Consider the following 22,466-nt stretch of genomic DNA (forward strand, 5'->3'; position numbering starts at 1 on the left):
GTTTTGTGTGTTACCAGATCGGCAGGGCGTAGCTGACGATCAAGCGGTTCTCATCGGCGTCACGGGCGAAATCGGAACGGAACATGGCGTTGCGCAGACGTATGGAGACATCTTTCAGAGGCCCGCTCTGGACCACGTACTTGAGCTCGATATCGCGCTCCCACTCGCTGCCGGTGGCGGTACTGCCGGCGATCTCGGCATGGTCGCCGGAAATGTAGCGGGTCAGGAAGGTCAGGCCGGGTACGCCGATGGCGGCGAAGTTGTAGTCGTAGCGTGCCTGCCAGGAGCGCTCGTCGGCATTGGCGAAGTCGTTGATCTGCACGAAGTTGACCAGGAAGGGGTCGCTGCCGTCGACATAGGCAAAGCCGGTATCGCCGCGCATCTGCTGGTAGGCGAGGCTGACCTTGTGGCCGTTCAGGCTGTAGCCGAGCATGCCGTTCCAGGCCTGGTTGTCGATCTTGCCGGCGTTGGCCGCACCGCTGTCCTTGCTCAGACTCACGCGCAGGTCGGCGCTCAGTTTACCGGGCCCTACGGGCTGTTCGGCGAGCAGGCCGAAGAAGTGCTGGCGGTAGATGTCGTCGAGGTCGGCGAAGTAATAGCGGCCGGTGACCTTGTCGCTGAACCTATAGTCGATACCGGCCAGATCCAGATGATCGGCCTGGGCGCTACGGGCGAAGCGGCTGTTCTTGTTGTTCAGCGTGAGGTCTTCGGAATTGGTCGAGGAACGGTCGATGACCTTGTCCAGCCGCCCGCCGGTGAAGGTCAGGCCCTGCAGTTCCTCGGAGGTCAGCAGGCCGCCTTCGTAGACCTGCGGCAGGGTGCGGCTGGTGCTGGCCTTGACCACCGGCAACTCGGGAATGTGCGAGCCGTAGCGAAGTTCGGTCTCGGAGAACTTGACCTTGGCAGTCAGTCCCAGGCGGCTGAACTCGTCCGGGGTGCTGCCGTCCTCGCTCACCGGCAGCAGGTCGGTGCCGCTGCGGCCGCGGCCCGAATCGAGCTTGATGCCGAGCATGCCCAGCGCGTCGAGCCCGAAGCCGACATCGCCTTCGGTATAGCCGGACCTTATGTCGAGCAGGAAGCCTTGCGTCCATTCCTCACGCTTGGCCTGGCCGTCGCCTTCGCGGAAGTCCCGGTTGAGGTAGATGTTATGGGTATGCAGGGTGGCGCTGCTGTCTTCGATGAAACCGGCCTGGGCCAGTGGTGCCAGGGTGGCGGTCGTAACGGCCAGGGCAAGACGGGCTTGCGTGGATCCGCTGATCTTCAGCATCGGGTGTCTCCATCATTGTTCTTGTTAGTTTGCGGCGCTGTGCCGCACTCGGTGGTTCGAGCCACCTGTGGACGATGCTAGGCGCCCAAGCTTTCGCCAGGCTTTCAACGGTTGTAAGCATCGATGGTCTTGCCGTTACACTGGCCGCCGATTCGGTGAAGGGCAGAGAGCGCCAATGCGAATTCTCCTGGTGGAAGATCATCTACAGCTCGCGGAAAGCGTGGCCCAGGCCTTGCGTGCGGCGGGCTGGACGGTCGACGTGTTGCACGATGGCGTCGCCGCTGATCTCGCCCTCGCCAGCGAGGACTACGCCCTGGCGATCCTCGATGTCGGCCTGCCTCGACTGGATGGTTTTCAGGTGCTGGCGAGCCTGCGTGGGCGCGGCAAGACCCTGCCGGTACTAATGCTCACGGCGCGCAGCGAGGTGAGCGATCGGGTTCATGGGCTGAATCTGGGCGCGGATGATTACCTGGCCAAGCCCTTCGAGCTGGCCGAACTGGAAGCACGGGTGAAGGCGCTGTTGCGCCGTAGCGTGGCCGGTGGCGAGCGTCAGCAGCGCTGCGGGGCACTGGTCCACGACCTGGACGCTCGCCGCTTCAGTCTGGGCCAGCAGCCGCTGAGCCTGACCTCGCGCGAGCAGGCCGTGCTCGAGGCGCTGATCGCGCGACCCGGGCGGGTCATGAGCAAGGATCAGCTGGCAGCCCAGGTGTTCGGTCTGGACCAGGACGCCAGCGCCGATGCGATCGAGATCTACATCCATCGGCTGCGCAAGAAACTCGAGGGCGGCGCGGTGCGCATCGTCACCTTCCGCGGCCTGGGCTATCTGCTGGAAGCCGTGGATGAGTGAGGTGGAAGCGACCCCGCCGAAGCTGGGCAGCCTGCGCGCCGGGCTGCTGCGTCGCCTGACGATCGTCCTGGCGCTGCTGATGCTGGTCTCGGGCGTCAGCGCCTACTGGAACGGGCGCACCGCCGCCGACACCGCCTACGACCGGACGCTGCTGGCTTCGGCTCGTGCCATCGCCGCCGGGCTGGTGGCCAGTGACGGCCAGCTGCGGGCCAACGTGCCCTACGTTGCGCTGGACACCTTCGCCTACGACAGCGCCGGGCGCATCTATTACCAGGTGCTGGATATCCGCGGGCGGCTGGTCTCGGGTTACGAGAACCTGCCGGAGCCGCCGCCGGGAACGCCGCGTACCGACGACTATCCGGCGCTGGCGCGTTTCTATGACGGCGAATACGAAGGGCAGGGCGTGCGCCTGGTCAGCCTGCTGCAACCGGTTACCGAGCCGGGGCACAACGGCATGGCCGAGATCCGTGTCGCCGAGACGCAGGGTGCGCGCGAACGCATGGCGCGTGACCTGCTCATTGGTACGCTCTGGCGTATCGGTTCACTCGCCCTGGCGGCGCTACTGCTGGTGTGGCTGGCGATCAGCGTAGCGTTGCGTCCGCTGGGCAAGCTCAGTGAAGCAGTCGAACAGCGCCAGCCCGACGACCTGCGCCCTCTGCCGCCGCTGGGCGTGCAGCGCGAGCTGATGCCGCTGGTGGCGTCGCTCGACCATTTCACCGAGCGCCTGCGCGGGCAGTTCGAACGGCAGGCGCGCTTCATCGCCGATGCGTCCCATGAGCTGCGCACGCCGCTGGCGGCACTCAAGGCGCGCATCGAGCTGGGCCTGCGCGAGCAGCAGCCGCAGCGCTGGCGCCAGACGCTGGAGGAGGCCCAGGAGCATACCGATCGCCTCATTCATCTGGCCAACCAGCTGCTGTCACTGGCGCGAATCGAAAGCGGCGCGCAGACGATTGCCGAAGGCGGCGCCCAGCGGTTGGACTTGAGCGAGCTTGCCCGCGAAGTCGGCCTGGCCATGGCGGCGCTGGCGCATCAGCGCGGGATCTCACTGGCCCTGGAAGCCGAAGGGCCGGTATGGGTCGAGGGGGAGTCGACGCTGCTCAGCGAGCTGATCAGCAACCTGCTGGACAATGCGCTGGCCCACACGCCGCGCGGCGGCAACGTGGTGCTGCGGGTACTGGCCGATGCGGTACTCGAAGTCGAAGACGATGGCCCGGGAATCCCGCCTGCGGAGCGCAAGAACGTCTTTACGCGCTTCTACCGCGTGCAGCATCAGCGTCACGGCGCCGGCATCGGCCTGGCTATCGTCGGTGAAGTCAGCCGAGTCCATCGCGCCAGCATTGAGCTTGACCAGGGCGCACTGGGCGGTCTGCGCGTGCGGGTAAGGTTTCCCGCAGGCGAGAGTGCGCCGAGGTCTCAGTAAAGGGCGAGTGCCCCGCAGAGCAAGCCGCCGCCGATCGGCAGCCAGAGCGCCAGCCGCGGTGCGTATGGCAGCAGCATGAGCAGCATCAGGCCGCCTACCGATATCAGCCCGAACCATCCGACCAGCGCCATGCCGCCTGGCCAGACGAAGCTGGCGGCATACAGGGAAAGGCCGAGCAGGCCAATCCCCAGCGGCCTGCACAGATGCCGAACAATGTCGGGCAGGCGCGGGTCGCCCAGGTGCTTCCAGTGCTTTTCCATGCCCAGGCAGAAGCCGAGCATGCCGCCATAGGCCAGCACCAGGCTGACCAGGAATGCAGGTCCGTTCATTGTCCTGCTCCTGTAGCCGGCCGTGCGGCGGTACGGGTCGCCCGGCTCGAGACCGGCTGCGCGGGAATTCGCCAGGCGATCCAGCCCAGCAACAGGCCGAGGGCCGCAACGCTGGCATCTACCCCCAGGCGCAGGCCGTCCGGCATGCCGGTGGTGCTCAGCAGATCGAGCACAGGCAACGCCAGGGCCAGCAGCGCGGCAGCGTATAGCTGCTCGCGCCAGGCGTTCAGCGGAGCCCTGACGCTGGCGTGAAACAGCGTGAGCAGCCAGGTGCCGAAGAACAGGCGCAATTCCCAATCACCTCGGCCCGCGAGTTCCACCGGCAGCAGCCGGTTGGCCCAGAGCAGGGCGCCGCACGCCAGTGAAAGTCCGGCGACCGTGGCGACGTTGAGGCTTTCCGCTGCGTGCAGAAAGCGTCGACTGCCCTTGGCCTGTCGGCGCTGCTTCACGGTGTAGTGCACCAGCCCGGTGGCGATCATGGCGCAACTGATCAACCCGCAGACGAAATACAACCAGCGCATCGGATAGCCGCCAAACTGGGCGAAGTGCAGACCGGCCATTACGCGCTGGGTGAGCAGGCTGGCGCGCGAAGGCGGTGGCGCCTGGAGCAGTTCGCCGGTAACGCCGCTGAAGGTGATGCCTTCGCCCTTGGTCAGTTCGATACGGCTGCCCAGCAGCGGGCGTGCGGTCACCTTGGCATCGGCTCGCCCGGGATTGTCGATCGACAGCCCGGACAGCGTGCCGGGACCATAGTGCTCTTCGGCCCTGGCGATGAATTGCTCCAGCGGCAACAGTTCGGCCGCTGCCGATGGGGTCCGTTGGCCGCCGCGCTCCCGTTCCTGTCCGCGTGGCGCCTGCTGTTGTGCCGCGCCGGAGCGCCCGTCGCGGAACATGGCGTTGCGGTCGCCGTCGTAAAGCGCATCCAGCGCCGCCGGCATGTAGATGAGCAAGAAGATCACCAGCCCGGTGTAGGTGATCATCAGGTGGAACGGCAGCAGCAGGACGGCACTGGCATTGTGGCCATCCAGCCAGGATCGCTGGCCCTTGCCCGGCCGGAAGGTGAAGAACTCCTTGAAGATCTTCTTGTGGATCACGATGCCGCTGATCAGCGCCACCAGCATCGCCATCGCGGCGAACCCCACCAGCCAGATGCCCAGCATGCGCGGCATGTGCAGCGTGTAATGGAAGCGGAAGAAGAAATTGCCGCCTACCGTCTCGCGCGGTTCCAGCACCTCGCCGCTGAGCGGGTCGAGATAGGTACGCTCACCGCGTCGCTGTTCACCGGTCGATACCGCCAGCGCAGGCGCGCGCTCGGTCGGCAGGCTGATGTTCCAGCTCGCCGCGTGCGGATGCTCGGCTTCCAGCCAGCGCTGGGCCGTCCGGGTCGCTGTCGATTGATCCAGTCCGCGCAGGCTCAGCTCCGGCTGCATCCACACGTTCAGCTCCTTGTCGAAGACCGCGATCGTGCCGGTGAGGAAGATGGCGAACAGCACCCAGCCGAGCAACAGCCCGCACCAGGTATGCAGCCAGGACATGGACTGGGTGATGGTTTTCGGTTTCATCCCAGCCTCTCCAGCAATTGCGGCCAGAAGCCGATCAGCGCCAGCGGCGGAATGATCAGCAGGCTGGCTGCGACGCGTCGTAACGAATGCGTGGCGAATACCCAGAGAATGAACGCCAGGTAGATGATGAACGAGACCAGCGAAGCGACCAGGGTGGCATCGAAGCGATCCAGCGGCAGCAGGCGGGCCAGGGCCGCGGTGAAGCAGTAGGTGACGGCATAGCCGCCGACTATGGCAGCCAGGGTGCGAGAGACCACCGGCCAATATGGGAGTGAGGCTTTTTTCATGTCGTTCTTGTTGGGTTCCAGGGGCTTGGATCGTGTCGAAGTGGGCCGGCGAAGGCTGGTGGCTGCTTCAGTCGTCATCGAGACGATGGACGGCCGTTCCGCAGTCGGCAGCGATCTGGAGCTTCAGCTGATTCCTCTCGATCCAGGCCGCCAGTCGGCTCACGTGCTCCGAGGTGTCGAGGCCGTCGGGTCGTTGCGGATGGATGTCGCCGTTCCACATCAGCATCTGCAGGGATTGCGAAAGCGTGCCAAGTGCGTCTGAGAAGGCCGGTAACTGGCGGAGTTCGGCGAAGGTGGCGGGGCCTTCGGCCAATCTTTCCAGTGGCGGAGAGAAGACCTCCGACGGACCCTGAATTTCGCCAATGGGTGTTTTAAAAGTCACTGCACCTGGTAGCGATGCCTTCGGTAACGCCTGGAAGCGAAGGGCATCGACCTGACGCAGCGCATCCTGCTGTCCCAGCGGCGTCGGGGCGCGCTGGAACAGGTCGCTGCGTTGATGCTGGTTGCGTGCAAGGTCCTTGACTCGTTCTCGCAGCGCTGGTGACGCGAGGTTCGACAGCAATGGCTGCATCGCCCCCGGTACGGAGAGCTTGTCGAGGTTCTCCAAGGCGTTTGCGCTGCCCAGAAAAGTCATGCCTGCCTGAGCCACGAGGCGGTGAATATCGACCGAATGCTGGGGCGCCCAATGATCGGTCAGGAAATCGTGGGCCAGGTAGCCGGGGGGCTTCTGCTTGAGCGCACGGATCTTGTCGCTAAGTTGCGGCTGGTCGACGAAAGCGCCGGCAAGGTCCAGTTGGCAGACGAAGTCCAGGGCGGCACTCAGTTTCTCCTCGGAGGTGCCGGGCAACTGTTTGGCCAAGTCGTTGAGCAGCGCCTGAATCGGAACCATCGGCGTGGCTCCGGGATGGCACATGTAGTGCAGATAGAAGAGACCCTTGGGCTTCAGGAACTTGGCCACCAGCTGAAGGATGTTCCTCTGTTGGTTCGGCGCGATCCACGACCAGACGCCATGGCTGACGATGAAATCGAAGAAGAGGTTGTTGCTTTGGGCAAAGTGGGCGAAATCCGCATGAACGAAGTGGACGTTCGTCAGGCCGACGGATTTTGCTGCCGCTCTGGCGATGGCCAGCGCCTTGTCGTTGGCATCCACGCCAACGAACTGGCCCAGCGGATTCGTCGCAGCGGCGACCAGCAGGTTGATGCCCATGCCACAACCCAGCTCGCAACAGGAGTAGGGCCTGGTGATGTCGGGAGCAGCCGTGCCGAGGAACTGAGCCAGACTGGCTAGCCAGACGGGCTGGATTTCCTTGTGGAAATGCGGCGGGTAGGCCACGTCCATCACGTAGCCATCATGTGTATTCATGTCGCCTTGGACCTCATCGAGCCGAGCGATCGGAGCCGCCTTCGATACGTGAATGCCATACACGCGAATGCTCCCTGGCGAAAACGGATCGGCAGGGAGCATCGCTTGCAGTGGTTTAGAACGCCTGGGTCAGCGAGAAGATGAAGCGTCGGCCGTCCAGGTTGTAGGCGTACTCACCATCCGTGGTCACTTCCTTGTTGCCAAGGTTGTAGACGCCTGCCTTTAAGGTCAGGTTGTTCGTCGCTTTGAAGGCTACGCCAGCGTCGACGAAGCTGTATGCCGGATAGCGGAAACCGTTGGTGTTGGAGCCGCTGGTACCGGTCTGCCAGCGGCCGGAGGTCTTGCCACGGTAGTTGTACTGGGTCCAGACGTTGATCCGGTCGGTGGCCTGCCAGTCAAGCGAGGCGTTGAACATGTGCTTGGCAATATCGTTGAGCGGCTTGCCCTTGAAGTCGCCGGACTTCTGCTCGGTCTCGGTGTAGGTGTAGCTGTGGCGATAGGTCAGGTTGTCGAGCAGGCGGTAGTCCAGGGTCCACTCGATGCCGCGCAGCTCCGCCTCGTCCACGTTCTCGTAGGCGGTGTAGCCGAAGCGATGACCTGGGTACGTCGTACCGTTGTAAACACATGGAACGCTCTCGGTGGGGTCCTGAGGGCAAACCCGGCCGGTACGGTTGATCTTGTCCTCGTAATCGATCACGTAGGCGGTCAGGGTGGTGAGCAGCCCCAGATCCTGTTCTTCGTAGGCGATGCCGATCTCGCGGTTCACACTGGTTTCAGGCGTCAGGTCGGGGTTGCCGATGATCACGCCGCCCATGGAGGTGGAGCCGAAGTCCGTGGCGCTGGAACGCAGGTCAGGTGCCTTGTAGCCCGTGGTGACGCCGCCCTTGACTGTGAAGTTGTCGTTCAGGTGATAGACGCCATAGACCTTGGGGCTGAACTGGCTGCCAAAGGCCTGGTTGTCGTCGAGACGCCCGCTCAGGGTCAGGATGAAGCTGTCGGTCACGTTCCAGTTGTCTTCGAGGAAGATCGAGTTCTGATAACGGTTCATCTCGACGGTGGCGTTGGCGTCAGGAACGACGGGCTCGCGGAGGCCATTGGAGTTGTGTTCCAGGTTTTCGTACTTGTGGGTCAGGCCGCCGGTGATGGCGTGGGAGCCGATGAAGTAGGTCGCCTGGGTATTGGCGGTGATTACCTCGTACTCGATGCCCTTGCCGGTCTCGGGGTTCAGCGTGGTGGCATTTTCAGAGTGGTCATAGTTGACGTAGGACTTCAGCAGAAGGCTGTCGTAGTTGCCTTCATGTTCGATGAAGTAGTTCTTCTTGATGGACTCGTTGTAGGTCGGGTCGTCAGTCTCGAGCAGGCTTCTGCCCGGATTCTTCCAACGTTCCTGCTTGGTATAGCTATGGCCGAGCGTCAGATTGTTTTGCTCGTTGATATTCCAGGACAGCTTTCCGCCAGCATTACGCTTTTCGTATTTGGGATCGGTGGCTGCAGCGTCACTTCCGCCTACGAAGTTGCTCTCGTCCTGATCGTGGTAGGCACCGGTCAGCTGCAGGCCCAGGACATCCTCGATCAGCGGTACGTTGAGGTAGGCACTGGTTTGCCAGGTATCTTCATTGAGCTCGTTGGACTTGGACGGCACCGTGTATTCGGTGGTGACGCTGCCGCTCAGCTCGTTCGACACCTTCTTGGTGATGATATTGATCACGCCGCCCATGGCATCGGAGCCGTACAGGGCCGATGCTGGGCCGCGGATGACCTCGATGCGCTCGATGGACTCGAGCGGCGGGAGGAAGTTGATAGGGGTGCCCTGCTGAGAGCCCCTCTCGGAAAACGCATCGTTACCCTGAGCGGGGCGACCGTCGATGAGGAAGAGGGTGTAAGCCGAAGTCATGCCCCGGACCATGATCGACTGTTCAACGCCGCCGCCAGCAATCTGCACGCCCGCCACGTTCTTCAACGCATCGGTAATGTCGGTATAGGAACGCTTCTTCAGCTCCTCGGCCGTGATGACGGAGATCGTGGCTGGCGCATCCTTGATGTTCTGCTCGAAGCCCGACGCACTGACCACGGTGGTCGGCTGCAGCTCGAGCGCATCCTGGGCATGGGCCAGGCCGCTCATGGACGCGGCTACGGCTACTGCACAAGCCAGTCTGTTTCGTTTGAGCATGACCATCACAACAACTCCCTGAGAATCATCACGCATCATTGTTTTCAGCGTCCGGATAAACCGATGCCGACGCGGCTGGGCACAGGTAGGGCTGTGCCGATCAGGCGTGAATGCTATGTATTCTCATTTGTGAGTAAAGATCATTTACAAACTATACATCTTGTAACCGAATGGTCACCCGCAGCCCCTTGTGGCCATTTTCCGCCCAGATCCGCCCACCCTGCATGCGCACCATGCCGTGGGCGATGGCCAGGCCCAGGCCGAAACCGTCGCCCCCCGGACGGGCGGCGCTGAGGCGGGAGAAGGGGCGAAAGATCACCTGCAGGTCGTTTTCCGCCACGCCGGACCCCTGGTCTTCGATACTCAGGTTCCACCAGCCCTCCGAGCGCCTGGCCGTCAGGCAGACGATGCCCTGTTCGGGAGAATGACGAATGGCGTTGCGCAGCACGTTCTCCATGGCCTGGGCCAGCGCATTGAGGTTGCCGAGTACCTGGCAGCCCTCCGGCAGTTCCGAACGGATGCGCTCGCGTGGCCAGCCCGATTCGAAGCAGGCGTCCTCGCAAAGCACCTCCCACAGCGCTTCGATGTCCACCGGCTGACACTCGAAGCGGGGCTGCTCGCTGTCCAGCCAGGCCAGTTCCAAGGTGTTGTGCGCCAACTGCTGCATGCTGCCCACCTCGCGTTCCACCCGGTCGCGCAGCTCTTCACCCTGTAGTTCGCTTTCGCAGGCGACCCGCAGGCGGCTCAATGGCGTGCGCAGCTCGTGGGACAGGTCGCGCAACAGCTGCTGTTGTTGGGCGATGACGTCGCGCAGGCGCTGCGTGAGGTATTCGAGCGACCGCCCCAGCTCGCCCAGTTCGTCGCGGCGCCGAGCGATCGATGGCGGTATCAGCGTATCGAGCTCATTGCCGCGCAGGGCGTTGGCCTGTCGGCGCAGGCGTTCCAGCGGTGAAATCAGCAGGGAGTAGAGCAGCCAGCAGAACAGCACCGACAACACGACAGGCAGCAGGTACACGGCCAGCAAGGTCAGCACCGTGTGGTTGCGCCAGGGCCGCAGGCGTTCGGGTAGGCGCATGATCAGCTGGTCACCCGTCTCGCCCAGGGGTACGGAAATCAGTGGCAGGCGCTCGCCACGGCGGCTCATCGGCCAGTCGTGGTGGCGCACGAAGGTCAGCAGCTGGCGCTCGTCGTCGCTGAGCCTCTGGCTGCCTTGCGGATGCAGGTTGCGATCCACCACGACCGCCCAGCTGTCTTCCTTGCGTCGCAGCTCCGTCAGCCATCGGTCCAGCACCTGCGGGCCTTGACGCAGGGCAGCGCCGGCTTCGGCGGCATAGTCTTCGAGAATGGTGCGAGCGTCCTCGGAGAGGTACGAGGTGCGGTGGTCGATCTGTTTGCCGATGTAGTCCGCGGCCCAGATCATCGCCAGGCAGAAGCCGGCAACCAGAACGACCAGACGCCAGAATATCGAGTGGCGACCAGGCATCAGCTCTCCTGCCTGCTCAGCAGATAGCCCTTGCCCCATACGGCCTCGACGCGCAGACCGGTGATCTTCGCGCGCGTCAGCTTGCGGCGGATATTGCTGATGTGCATGTCCAGACTGCGGTCATGCTGCGAATAGCCGCGATGCAGCACCTGCTGGTAGAGGAAGGGCTTACTGAGCACTTCTTCCGCCGAGCTGTAGAGCAGCTTCAGCAGGCGGTACTCGGTCGCGGTGAATCCGACCCAGTGGCCTTCATGTTCGAGATCGCAGCGGCCATCGTCGAAGCGCAGCGGGTCGTCGTTCGCTGCGGCGGGTGCCGGTCGTTCATAGGCGACGCGACGCAGGATGGCCGCGATGCGGACCTGCAATTCCGCGATGCTGAAGGGCTTGGGCAGGTAGTCATCGGCGCCGCAGTCGAAGCCCTGGATACGGTGGGCTTCGCCACCCAGCGCGGACATCATCAGCACCGGCGTGCGGCGCTTGTCGCGCAAGCGAGTGAGCAGCTCCATGCCTCCCAGGCCGGGCAACAGCACGTCCAGCAGGATCAGGTCGTAATCGGCTTGGTGCGCCAGCGCCAGCCCGGTTCCGCCATCGTCGGCGAGGGTGACCTGGAAGCCGCGGCTTTCCAGTGACGTCTTGAGGTGCGCGCCCAGGATAGGGTCGTCTTCGATGGCCAGAATCTGTTGGCCGGAACAGAACTGCATGGGAATGATGCTCTGATGCAAACGCGAATGATTATAGCGTTTCGTTGTGTCGCTGCGTCAGGGGGCGCTATCGGGTTTCTCGCTCCGCGAGAGACAGGGGCTGGTACCTCGCTAGTGCTATCAATATCAATCGCTTATGATCCGCCGCCGAGTGGGAGGCCGAGCGAGGCGTTTCGACCGTAGCTGGCTCCGGGGACGCTCGCTTCGGTAAGGCTGGGCTTTTTGTTGCGTGAATGCTGGTCCGCGTAGCGGTGGTGCGAGTACGTGCACCGGCGATGCCGCAATCAATGTCATATCGGAAGAAGAGGGAGTCGCATGCGCGAGCGCTTGCTGGCGACGGAGAAAGTGAAAGCCATCGATTGGCGTGACGCTCGACTGTATCTGCTGGATCAGCGCAGGCTTCCGGCGGAAGAGGTCTGGCATGCGTGCGAATCCGCCACCGAGGTCGCACAGGCGATCCGCGCCATGGTCGTGCGTGGCGCCTCGGCGATCGGCATCAGCGCGGCCTACGGTCTGGTGCTCGGCTTGAAGGCCCGGTTGGCTGAAGGTGACGACTGGCGAGCAGCGCTGGAAGCGGATTTCGAGGTGCTGGCCGCCTCCCGGCCAACCGCTGCGAACCTGTTCTGGGCGCTCGAGCAGATGCGCGAGCGGCTGGGGCGACTCAAGCCGGGCGAGGCGCCGCTGGCGGCGCTGGAAGCCCAGGCAATCTCGATTCACCAGAGCGATCGCGAAGCCAACCTGACCATGGCGCAATTCGGTGTGGAGCTGATTCGCCGCTATCAGGGCAATCCACAGAATCTGCTGACCCATGGCAATGCCGGCGCGCTGGCCACCGGCGGTTTCGGCACCGCGCTGGGCGTCATCCGCGCCGCGCATCTGGAAGGGCTGGTCGAGTGCGTCTACGTCAACGAGACAAGGCCCTGGTTGCAGGGCTCGCGTCTGACGGCCTGGGAGCTGGCCGGCGAAGAGGTGCCGGTCAGGCTCGGCGCGGACTCGGCGGTGGCCCATCTGATGAAAGAGCGAGGCATCACCTGGGTCGTCGTGGGCGCCGACCGGGTCGCTGCCAACGGCGATGTGGCCAGCAAGATAGGCACTTACCAGCTGGCCGTGCTCGCCATGCACCACGGTGTGCGCTTCATGGTCGTGGCCTCGACTTCGTCCATCGACATGACGCTGGAAACGGGTGATGACATCCCGCTCGAGGAGCGTGCCGGCAGCGAGCTGCTGGAAGTCGATGGTCGGCGCTTTGCGGCGGATGTCGAGGTATTCAATCCGGTGTTCGATGTGACGCCGGCCGACTTGATCGATGCCATCGTCACAGAGAGGGGAGTCGTCGACCGCCCCGGAGCGGCGAAGCTGGCGGCGCTGATGAGCCCCAAGAGGCTGCATTAGGGTCTGTTGCCGTTTCGTGCGCTCGCGACGCAACGGCAACAGACCCTGGTAACGAAGAAACGAAAGAAACGGCCGGAAGGCTGACGAGCGAGCGCTTTCCTTCCTCCGGCCCCAGCGGCATGCCGCCTTGTGATAACATTCCGCGCTTAATCGCAGGACCCTGCTGACTATAAGGAACCAGGCTTCCATGGGCGAACTGGCCAAAGAAATCCTCCCGGTCAATATCGAAGACGAACTCAAGCAGTCCTATCTCGACTACGCCATGAGCGTAATCGTCGGACGGGCGCTGCCGGATGCGCGAGACGGCTTGAAACCCGTGCATCGCCGTGTGCTGTTTGCCATGAGCGAACTGGGTAACGACTGGAACAAGCCGTACAAGAAATCGGCCCGTGTCGTGGGTGACGTGATCGGTAAATACCACCCTCACGGCGACTTGGCGGTTTACGACACCATCGTCCGCATGGCCCAGCCATTCTCGCTGCGCTACCTGCTGGTCGACGGCCAGGGCAACTTCGGTTCGGTCGATGGCGACAGCGCCGCGGCCATGCGTTACACCGAAGTGCGCATGGCCAGGCTGGCCCATGAGCTGCTGGCCGACCTGCACAAGGAAACCGTGGACTGGGTGCCGAACTACGACGGTACCGAGCAGATTCCGGCGGTCATGCCGACCAAGATTCCGAACCTGCTGGTCAACGGCTCCAGCGGGATCGCCGTGGGCATGGCGACCAACATCCCGCCACACAACCTGGGTGAGGTGATCGACGGTTGCCTGGCGCTGATCGCCAACCCCGATATCAGCATCGATGAGCTGATGACTCATATCCCCGGTCCGGATTTCCCGACTGCAGGCATCATCAATGGTCGCGCCGGCATCATCGAGGCCTACCGCACCGGCCGTGGCCGCATCTACATGCGCGCCCGCTCGACCATCGAAGACATCGACAAGGTCGGCGGTCGCCAGCAGATCGTCATCACCGAGCTGCCGTATCAGTTGAACAAGGCGCGGCTGATCGAGAAGATCGCCGAGCTGGTGAAAGAAAAGAAGATCGAAGGCATCACCGAGCTGCGCGACGAGTCGGACAAGGACGGCATGCGTGTCGTCATCGAGCTGCGTCGCGGCGAAGTGCCGGAGGTCATCCTCAACAACCTCTACGCTCAGACGCAGTTGCAGAGCGTATTCGGCATCAACGTGGTGGCACTGGTCGACGGTCAGCCGCGCACGCTTAACCTCAAGGAACTGCTGGAGGCCTTCGTTCGCCACCGCCGTGAGGTGGTGACGCGGCGTACGGTATTCGAGCTGCGCAAGGCGCGCGAGCGCGGCCATATCCTCGAGGGTCAGGCGGTTGCGCTGTCCAATATCGATCCGGTCATCGCGCTGATCAAGGCCTCGCCGACGCCCGCCGAAGCCAAGGATGCGCTGATCGCGACCGCCTGGGAGTCCAGTGCGGTGGAAGCGATGGTCGAGCGCGCCGGCGCCGATGCCTGCCGCCCGGAGGACCTCGATCCGCAGTACGGGCTGCGTGACGGCCGCTACTACCTGTCGCCGGAACAGGCCCAGGCCATTCTCGATCTGCGCCTGCACCGCCTGACCGGTCTCGAGCACGAGAAGCTGCTGAGCGAATATCAGGAAATCCTGACCCAGATCGGCGAGCTGATTCGTATCCTGACCAGTCCCGTGCGTCTGATGGAAGTCATCTGCGAGGAGCTGGAAGGCGTCAAGGCCGAGTTCGGCGATGCGCGCCGCACCGAGATCCTCGAAGCGCGTCTGGACCTGACGTTGGCCGACCTGATCACCGAAGAAGAACGCGTCGTCACCATTTCCCATGGCGGCTATGCCAAGTCGCAGCCCCTGGCGGCCTACCAGGCGCAGCGCCGCGGCGGCCGCGGCAAGGCGGCTACCGGCGTCAAGGAAGAGGATTACGTCGAGCACCTGCTGGTCGCCAACAGCCATACCACGCTGCTGCTGTTCTCCAGCAAGGGCAAGGTGTACTGGCTCAAGACCTACGAAATTCCCGAAGCCTCGCGCGCCTCGCGTGGACGCCCACTGGTAAACCTGTTGCCGTTGGATGACGGCGAGAGCATCACCGCCATGCTTCAGGTCGATCTGGAGGCCCTGCGCAAACAGGCGCCCCATGATGACGAGGAGCTGGATGACGCTGACGGCCAGGTCATCGAGCACGACGAAATCGATGATGTCGATGGTGACGATGCCGACGGCGATGAAAAGGATGAGCCGACCGGCGCCTATATCTTCATGGCCACGGCCAAGGGAACCGTCAAGAAGACCCCGCTGGTGCAATTCAGCCGGCCGCGCAGCTCCGGCCTGATCGCATTGAGGCTGGAGGAGGGCGATACCCTGATCGCCGCAGCCGTGACCGATGGCGCCCAGGAAGTGATGATGTTCTCCGACGGCGGCAAGGTCATTCGCTTCAAGGAAAGCAAGGTGCGCATGATGGGTCGTACGGCTCGCGGTGTGCGCGGCATGCGCCTGCCGGAGGGGCAGCGCATCATCTCCATGCTGATCCCCGAGCCGGGCGCGCAGATTCTTACCGCTTCGGTGCGTGGCTACGGCAAGCGCACGGCGATGGAGGAGTTCCCGCGGCGCGGGCGTGGCGGTCAGGGCGTGATCGCCATGGTCACCAACGAACGCAACGGCGCGCTGGTAGGCGCGGTACAGGTGCTGGAAGGCGAGGAGATCATGCTGATTTCCGACCAGGGCACGCTGGTTCGTACCCGCGTCGACGAGGTGTCCTCGCTGGGGCGCAATACCCAGGGCGTGACGCTGATCAAGCTGGGCAAGAACGAACACCTGGTCGGCCTCGAGCGCGTCCAGGAGCCTTCCGAAGAGGATGTGCTGGAAGACGTCGAAGCCAGCCTCGACGAAGAATCGCTGGAGAAGGAAATGCCGGTGGTCAGCACCGAGCCGGACGAGGATGAACTGCTCGGCGGCGGCGGTGACGTACCTCCGGATGTGGTGCCGACCGACGACCAGGAATGACCGAAGCCAGGCGTATCCGTTTTGCGGATGCGCCTGTTTTCGGTTGAGGTGGCTGAGCCCTTAGACGAAGCGCCCGGCAAGGCGCTTGTACCCTTGCGGTGAATCCGAGCAACGAGCATGAGAGAAACAGCAGTGAGCAAACGCGCCTTTAACTTTTGCGCCGGCCCCGCCGCGCTTCCCGAAGCGGTGCTGCGCCGCGCCCAGGCCGAGCTTCTTGATTGGCAGGGCCGTGGCCTGTCGGTAATGGAAATGAGCCACCGCAGCGATGCCTACGTTGCGATCGCCGAGAAGGCCGAGCAGGACCTGCGCGACCTGATGGCGATTCCCTCCGACTACAAGGTGCTGTTCCTGCAGGGCGGCGCGAGCCAGCAGTTCGCGGAAATCCCGTTGAACCTGCTGCCCGAGGGTGGCGTGGCGGACTATGTCGACACCGGCATCTGGTCGCGCAAGAGCATCGAGGAAGCGCGCCGCTTCGGTAACGTAAACCTGGCCGCCAGCGCCAAGCCTTACGACTACTTCGCAATTCCCGGGCAGAACGAATGGCAGCTGAGCGACAACGCCGCCTATCTGCATTACGCCAGCAACGAGACCATCGGCGGGCTGCAGTTCGACTGGGTGCCGGAGCTCGGCGATACGCCGCTGGTGGTGGACATGTCGTCCGACATACTGTCGCGTCCCGTCGACGTGTCGAAGTTCGGCCTGATCTACGCCGGTGCGCAGAAGAACATCGGCCCCTCCGGCCTGGTGGTGGTGATCGTGCGTGAAGACCTGCTCGGCAAGGCGCGTTCCAGCTGCCCGACGATGCTCGACTACAAGATCGCCGCCGACAACGGCTCGATGTACAACACGCCGGCGACCTTCTCCTGGTACCTGTCGGGCCTGGTCTTCGAGTGGCTCAAGGAGCAGGGCGGCGTCGAGGCGATGGAGCAGCGTAACCGGGCCAAGAAGGAGCTTCTCTACGGCTTCATCGACGCCAGCGACTTCTACACCAACCCGATCGCGGAGAACGCCCGGTCCTGGATGAACGTGCCGTTCCGTCTGGCGGACGAGCGCCTGGACAAGGCTTTCCTGGCCGGTGCCGATGCGCGCGGCCTGCTCAACCTCAAGGGGCATCGCTCGGTCGGTGGCATGCGCGCCTCCATCTACAACGCGGTGGGCCTGGATGCCGTCCAGGCGCTGGTCGCCTACATGGCCGAGTTCGAGAAGGAGCACGGCTGATGAGCGAGGCTGACCAGCTCAAGGCCCTGCGCGTACGCATCGACAGTCTGGACGAGCGGATTCTCGACCTGATCAGCGAGCGTGCCCGTTGTGCCCAGGAAGTGGCGCGGGTCAAGACCGCGTCGCTGGCCGAAGGCGAGGAGGCGGTGTTCTACCGCCCCGAGCGTGAAGCCTGGGTGCTCAAGCACATCATGGAGCTGAACAAGGGGCCGCTGGACAACGAGGAAATGGCGCGCTTGTTCCGCGAAATCATGTCCTCCTGCCTGGCTCTGGAGCAGCCGCTGCGGGTCGCCTATCTCGGCCCGGAAGGCACCTTCTCGCAGGCAGCGGCGCTCAAGCATTTCGGTCATTCGGTGATCAGCAAGCCGATGGCGGCCATCGACGAGGTGTTCCGCGAGGTGGTCGCCGGTGCGGTGAACTTCGGCGTGGTGCCGGTGGAAAACTCCACCGAAGGCGCGGTCAACCACACGCTGGACAGCTTTCTCGAGCATGACATCGTCATCTGCGGCGAAGTCGAGCTGCGCATCCACCATCACCTGCTGGTGGGCGAGACGACCAAGACCGATCGCATCACGCGCATCTATTCCCACGCCCAGTCGCTGGCCCAATGCCGCAAGTGGCTGGACGCGCACTACCCCAACGTCGAGCGCGTGGCGGTATCGAGCAACGCCGACGCCGCCAAGCGAGTGAAGAGCGAGTGGAATTCGGCGGCCATCGCCGGTGACATGGCGGCGCAGCTGTATGGGCTGAGCAAGCTGGCCGAGAAGATCGAAGACCGCCCGGACAATTCCACGCGCTTTCTGATCATCGGCAGCCAGGAAGTGCCGCCGACCGGCGATGACAAGACCTCGATCATCGTTTCCATGCGCAACAAGCCGGGCGCGCTGCATGAGCTGCTGATGCCGTTCCACTCCAACGGCATCGACTTGACCCGGATCGAGACGCGGCCGTCGCGCAGTGGCAAGTGGACCTATGTGTTCTTCATCGACTGCATGGGCCATCACCAGGACCCGCTGATCAAGGACGTGCTGGAGAAGATCGGCCACGAAGCCGTGGCGCTCAAGGTGCTGGGTTCGTACCCGAAAGCCGTGCTGTAAGTACGGCTTTGGCTGGAGGCTTGAGGCTGAAGGCTCGACGATAAGTATGGTGCGCTGTTGAAAGCAGGCGTGCCGATGAACATGAAGGTGGGCGAGGAGGCTGATCGTCCAGCCTCAAGCCTACAGCCTCAAGCGCCGGCTCAGCCGGCTGTGAGTGGAGCTGAACATGAGTGCTGATTTCCTCACCCTGGCCGTACCAGGCGTACAGAAACTGTCCCCCTACGTCACCGGCAAGCCGATCGACGAGCTGGCGCGCGAGCTGGGCATCGAGCCGGCGCGGATCATCAAGCTGGCCAGCAACGAGAATCCGCTGGGCCCGAACCCCAGGGTGCTGGAGGCCATTCGCGGCGAGCTGTCCGAGTTGACCCGCTATCCCGACGGCAGCGGCTTCCGGCTGAAGGCCAAGCTGGCCGAGCGCTTCGGCCTGAAGTCCGAACAGATCACCCTGGGCAATGGCTCCAACGACATCATCGACCTGGTCGCCCGCTGCTGGCTGGCGCCGGGCCGTAACGCGGTATTCAGCGCACATGCCTTTGCGGCCTATCCGCTTTGCACTCAGGCCGCGGGTGCCGAAAGCCGCGTGGTGCCGGCCGTCGACTATGGTCACGACCTGGACGGCATGCTCGAGGCCATCGACGAGCAGACCGCTGTGGTCTTCATCGCCAACCCGAACAACCCCACGGGAACCTGGCTCGGCGCTCAGGCACTGGAGAGCTTCCTCGACCGTGTCCCCGAGCGTGTGCTGGTGGTGCTGGACGAGGCCTATATCGAATTCACCGAAGGCGACGAACTGCCCAACGGCCTGAACTACCTGGATCGCTATCCCAACCTGCTGGTTTCGCGCACGCTGTGCAAGGCCTACGGCCTGGCGGGGCTGCGGGTCGGTTACTCCGCCTCGTCGCCGCAGATTGCCGATGTGCTCAACCGGGTGCGCCAACCGTTCAACGTCAACAGCCTCGCGCTGGTGGCGGCCTGCGCCGCGCTGGATGACGAGCAGTATCTGGCTGAAGGGCGGCGGGTGAATCGCGCCGGTATGGCGCAGCTGGAGCAGGGGCTGGCCGAGCTGAGGCTGAAGTGGATTCCTTCGCGGGGCAATTTCCTGGCAGTCGATCTGGGGCGCGATGCGGCGCCTATCAATGCCGGACTGCTGCGCGAGGGCGTCATCGTCCGGCCGATTGCCGGCTACGGCATGCCGACCTTCCTGCGCGTGTCCATCGGCACCGAGCAGGAGAATGCCCGCTTCCTCGAGGCCTTGCGCGTAGTGCTCGATCAGTGACCCACGACATCAGCTTGCAACAGCAGAAACCTATCATTGATCGCCTGGTGGTGATCGGGCTTGGCCTGATCGGCGGCTCGTTCGCCAAGGGCCTGCGCGAATCGGGATTGTGCCGAGAGGTCGTGGGTTTCGATCCGAATGCCGACAGTCGCGTGCTGGCCGTGGAGCTGGGGGTCGTGGATCGCTGCGTCGATACCCTGGAAGAAGCCTGTCGTGATGCCTGTGTGATCCAGCTGGCGGCACCGATCCTGGCGATGGAGACGCTGCTCGAACAGCTGTCGCGGCTGGAGCTGGGCGATGCGGTGCTGACCGACGTCGGCAGCGCCAAGGGCAATCTGGTGCGTTGTGCGACCCGTGCGTTCGGTGGCATGCCGGCGCGCTTCGTGCCCGGGCATCCCATCGCCGGCTCGGAGCGAAGCGGTATCACCGCCGCCGACGGCTCGCTCTTTCGTCGGCACAAGGTGATTCTGACGCCCGTGCACGGCACGGATTCGCAGGCGCTGGCACTGGTCGACCGGCTGTGGACGGCGCTGGGTGCGGATGTCGAGCATATGGACGTCGATCATCATGACGAGGTGCTGGCGGCGACCAGCCATCTGCCGCATCTGCTGGCCTTCGGCTTGGTGGATTCGCTGGCCAAACGGCATGAGAACCTGGAGATATTCCGCTACGCCGCTGGCGGCTTTCGCGACTTCACGCGGATAGCCGGCAGTGATCCGGTGATGTGGCACGACATCTTCCTGGCCAATCGTGATGCAGTGCTGGCTACCCTGGATGATTTTCGTACCGACCTCGATGCCTTGCGCGCCGCGGTCGATGAAGGAGACGGGCATAAACTGCTGGGCGTATTCACGCGCGCCAGGGCGGCCCGGGAACATTTCAGCAAAATACTGGCTCGCAGAGCCTATGTGGACGTTATGCATTCCAATGACCTGATCTTCCTCGCCAACCCTGGCGGCAGCCTGACTGGCCAGTTGCGTGTGCCAGGCGACAAATCCATTTCCCACCGCTCGATCATGCTCGGCTCGCTGGCCGAGGGCACCACTGAAGTCGAGGGTTTCCTCGAGGGCGAAGATGCGCTGGCCACCATCCAGGCCTTCCGCGACATGGGCGTGGTCATCGAGGGACCGCACCAGGGCCGCGTGACCGTGCATGGTGTCGGCTTGCACGGCCTGCAGGCCCCGCCCGGGCCGATCTACCTGGGCAACTCCGGCACTTCCATGCGTCTGCTGGCCGGCCTGCTCGCGGCGCAGCCGTTCGATACCACCCTGAGTGGCGACGCCTCGCTCACCAAGCGGCCGATGAATCGCGTCGCCAAGCCACTGCGCGAGATGGGCGCAGTGATCGAAACCGCTGCCGAGGGCCGTCCGCCGCTGACCATTCGCGGCGGGCAGAAGCTGTCCGGCATGCATTACGACATGCCGATGGCCAGCGCCCAGGTCAAGTCATGCCTGTTGCTGGCGGGGCTTTATGCGGCCGGCCAGACTTCCGTGACCGAGCCGGCGCCCACGCGTGATCATACCGAGCGGATGCTGCAGGGCTTCGGCTACCCGGTCCGGGTCGAAGGCAGCACGGCGACCGTCGAGCCGGGCTACAAGCTGAACGCCGCTCAGATCGAAGTGCCGGCGGACATTTCCTCAGCCGCCTTCTTCATGGTCGCCGCCAGCATCGCCGAAGGCTCGGACGTCACCCTGGAACACGTGGGCATCAATCCGACGCGCACCGGCGTGATCGATATCCTCAAGCTGATGGGTGCCGATATCGAGCTGTCCAACCAGCGCGAGGTGGGCGGTGAGCCGGTCGCCGACATTCGTGTGCGGGCTGCGCAGCTCAAGGGCATCGAGATTCCCGAGGCGCTGGTGCCGCTGGCCATCGATGAATTCCCGGTGCTGTTCGTGGCGGCGGCTTGCGCACAGGGGCGTACCGTCCTGCGTGGCGCCGAGGAACTGCGGGTCAAGGAATCGGATCGTATCCAGGTGATGGCCGATGGGCTGCAGACCCTGGGCGTCAAGGCTGAGCCGACGCCCGACGGCATCGTCATCGAGGGCGGCCCCATGGGGGGTGGTGAAGTCTGGGCGCATGGCGATCATCGCATCGCCATGTCGTTCAGCGTGGCCGGGTTGCGCGCCAGTGCGCCGATCCGCATTCACGATTGCGCCAACGTCGCGACCTCGTTCCCCAACTTCCTGGCGTTGGCCGAGCGTGCAGGCATGCGTGTTTCCGTGGAGGGCGCTTCATGATCAGCCAGATTCCGGTCGTTACCATCGATGGACCGAGTGGCTCCGGCAAGGGCACGGTCGCGGCATTGCTCGCGGCGAAGCTGGGCTGGAAGTTTCTCGATTCCGGGGCGCTGTACCGGTTGCTCGCCTTTGCTGCGCGCAACCATGGGGTCGATCTCACCAATGAGGAAGCCCTCAAGGTGCTGGCCGCTCACCTGGATGTGCAGTTCGATACCGCCGAGAGCGGTCAGGGCATGTGCATCGTGCTGGAAGGCGAGGACGTCACCGAGGCGATACGCAACGAGGTCGTCGGTGCCGGAGCCTCCCAGGTCGCAGCCTTGCCGGCGGTGCGCGAGGCCCTGCTGCAACGGCAGAAGGCCTTTCGTGAGGCGCCCGGGCTGGTAGCCGATGGTCGCGACATGGGTACGGTGGTTTTCCCCGATGCTACGCTGAAGATATTCCTCACCGCCAGCGCCGAAGAAAGGGCGCGCAGACGTTACCTGCAGTTGAAGGCCAAGGGTGATGATGTTAATCTCGCGAGTCTTCTCGATGAGATACGGGCGCGCGATGAGCGCGATACCCAACGCGCGGTGGCGCCGCTGAAGCCGGCAGACGATGCCATACAGCTGGATTCCACGGCGTTGTCCATCGAGCAGGTGCTAGGACAGATTCTGAGCGAGGTCGCCGAGCGCGATCTCGCCTGATGAGCGGGCGTCGAGAGGCGCCCAGCAGCCCTCGAGGCTGCCAACAAGGAGGCATGTGGGAGACCAGATCCAGTCCCGCAGGCCTTTTTTTATATGAATGAACCCACGTTATCTGGGGCGTGGAGATAGGGCG

The 22,466-nt window shown here is 63.8% G+C and carries 17 protein-coding genes; 9 read left to right on the forward strand and 8 right to left on the reverse strand.

Annotated elements, in window-relative coordinates:
* Positions 1–10: 10 nt before the first annotated feature.
* The gene (locus EA795_RS18770) at positions 11–1,267 is read right to left on the reverse strand and encodes an OprD family porin (RefSeq protein WP_122078917.1); all 1,257 of its coding nucleotides are present in this window, start codon (positions 1,265–1,267) and stop codon (positions 11–13) included.
* Between the two features lie 175 nt (positions 1,268–1,442).
* Here EA795_RS18770 and EA795_RS18775 point away from each other — a divergent pair, with 175 nt between their 5' ends.
* A complete protein-coding gene (locus EA795_RS18775) occupies positions 1,443–2,114 on the forward strand; it encodes a response regulator (RefSeq protein ID WP_058074921.1) in 672 nt (223 codons plus the stop codon).
* Positions 2,107–3,534 (forward strand): sensor histidine kinase, encoded by a 1,428-nt coding sequence (locus tag EA795_RS18780; RefSeq protein ID WP_122078919.1) that lies wholly within the window; start codon positions 2,107–2,109, stop codon positions 3,532–3,534. Before EA795_RS18775 ends, EA795_RS18780 begins: the two co-directional genes overlap by 8 nt.
* Here EA795_RS18780 and EA795_RS18785 read toward each other — a convergent pair.
* The 7 genes from EA795_RS18785 to EA795_RS18815 all read right to left on the reverse strand — a co-directional run bounded on the left by EA795_RS18785 (position 3,528) and on the right by EA795_RS18815 (position 11,429).
* Positions 3,528–3,863, reverse strand: a complete 336-nt coding sequence (locus EA795_RS18785) for a DUF3325 domain-containing protein (protein WP_122078921.1) — start codon at positions 3,861–3,863, stop codon at positions 3,528–3,530. The two genes, EA795_RS18780 and EA795_RS18785, sit on opposite strands and share 7 nt — an antisense overlap.
* Positions 3,860–5,425 (reverse strand): PepSY-associated TM helix domain-containing protein, encoded by a 1,566-nt coding sequence (locus EA795_RS18790; protein ID WP_122078922.1) that lies wholly within the window; start codon positions 5,423–5,425, stop codon positions 3,860–3,862. The genes EA795_RS18785 and EA795_RS18790 overlap by 4 nt, the downstream gene beginning before the upstream one ends.
* Positions 5,422–5,712 (reverse strand): iron transporter, encoded by a 291-nt coding sequence (locus EA795_RS18795; protein ID WP_122078924.1) that lies wholly within the window; start codon positions 5,710–5,712, stop codon positions 5,422–5,424. Before EA795_RS18795 ends, EA795_RS18790 begins: the two co-directional genes overlap by 4 nt.
* A gap of 67 nt (positions 5,713–5,779) precedes the next feature.
* Positions 5,780–7,075 carry a class I SAM-dependent methyltransferase gene (locus EA795_RS18800; RefSeq protein ID WP_058076866.1) on the reverse strand — a complete coding sequence of 432 codons (1,296 nt, stop codon included), beginning with the start codon at positions 7,073–7,075 and terminating at the stop codon, positions 5,780–5,782.
* A 115-nt stretch (positions 7,076–7,190) separates the two neighbouring features.
* Complete coding sequence (locus EA795_RS18805) at positions 7,191–9,251, reverse strand: TonB-dependent receptor domain-containing protein (protein WP_240645048.1); 2,061 nt, start codon at positions 9,249–9,251, stop codon at positions 7,191–7,193.
* 145 nt (positions 9,252–9,396) lie between these two features.
* On the reverse strand, positions 9,397–10,728 hold the full coding sequence (locus EA795_RS18810; protein WP_122078928.1) for a sensor histidine kinase: 1,332 nt from the start codon (positions 10,726–10,728) through the stop codon (positions 9,397–9,399).
* Entirely contained in the window at positions 10,728–11,429 is a 702-nt protein-coding gene (locus EA795_RS18815; RefSeq protein ID WP_115028537.1) for a response regulator transcription factor, read from the reverse strand. Before EA795_RS18815 ends, EA795_RS18810 begins: the two co-directional genes overlap by 1 nt.
* A gap of 315 nt (positions 11,430–11,744) precedes the next feature.
* Between EA795_RS18815 and mtnA the strand changes: the two genes are divergently transcribed.
* The 7 genes from mtnA (at position 11,745) to cmk (ending at position 22,333) form a co-directional block, all read left to right on the forward strand.
* Complete coding sequence (gene mtnA / locus EA795_RS18820) at positions 11,745–12,821, forward strand: S-methyl-5-thioribose-1-phosphate isomerase (protein WP_122078930.1); 1,077 nt, start codon at positions 11,745–11,747, stop codon at positions 12,819–12,821.
* A 187-nt stretch (positions 12,822–13,008) separates the two neighbouring features.
* A complete protein-coding gene (gene gyrA, locus EA795_RS18825) occupies positions 13,009–15,819 on the forward strand; it encodes a DNA gyrase subunit A (RefSeq protein WP_122078931.1) in 2,811 nt (936 codons plus the stop codon).
* 132 nt (positions 15,820–15,951) lie between these two features.
* A complete protein-coding gene (serC, locus tag EA795_RS18830) occupies positions 15,952–17,037 on the forward strand; it encodes a 3-phosphoserine/phosphohydroxythreonine transaminase (RefSeq protein WP_122078933.1) in 1,086 nt (361 codons plus the stop codon).
* Positions 17,037–18,134, forward strand: a complete 1,098-nt coding sequence (gene pheA / locus EA795_RS18835; protein ID WP_014853145.1) for a prephenate dehydratase — start codon at positions 17,037–17,039, stop codon at positions 18,132–18,134. Before serC ends, pheA begins: the two co-directional genes overlap by 1 nt.
* A 166-nt stretch (positions 18,135–18,300) precedes the next feature.
* Positions 18,301–19,410: a histidinol-phosphate transaminase gene (hisC, locus tag EA795_RS18840; RefSeq protein WP_122078935.1), complete on the forward strand. Its 1,110-nt coding sequence runs from the start codon at positions 18,301–18,303 to the stop codon at positions 19,408–19,410.
* An 8-nt stretch (positions 19,411–19,418) separates the two neighbouring features.
* Complete coding sequence (locus EA795_RS18845; protein ID WP_312842370.1) at positions 19,419–21,650, forward strand: bifunctional prephenate dehydrogenase/3-phosphoshikimate 1-carboxyvinyltransferase; 2,232 nt, start codon at positions 19,419–19,421, stop codon at positions 21,648–21,650.
* Positions 21,647–22,333 (forward strand): (d)CMP kinase, encoded by a 687-nt coding sequence (gene cmk, locus EA795_RS18850; protein WP_014853142.1) that lies wholly within the window; start codon positions 21,647–21,649, stop codon positions 22,331–22,333. Before EA795_RS18845 ends, cmk begins: the two co-directional genes overlap by 4 nt.
* The last annotated feature ends 133 nt before the right edge of the window (positions 22,334–22,466 follow it).

It is taken from the genome of Stutzerimonas nitrititolerans (genome assembly GCF_003696285.1).
GTDB lineage: Bacteria > Pseudomonadota > Gammaproteobacteria > Pseudomonadales > Pseudomonadaceae > Stutzerimonas > Stutzerimonas nitrititolerans.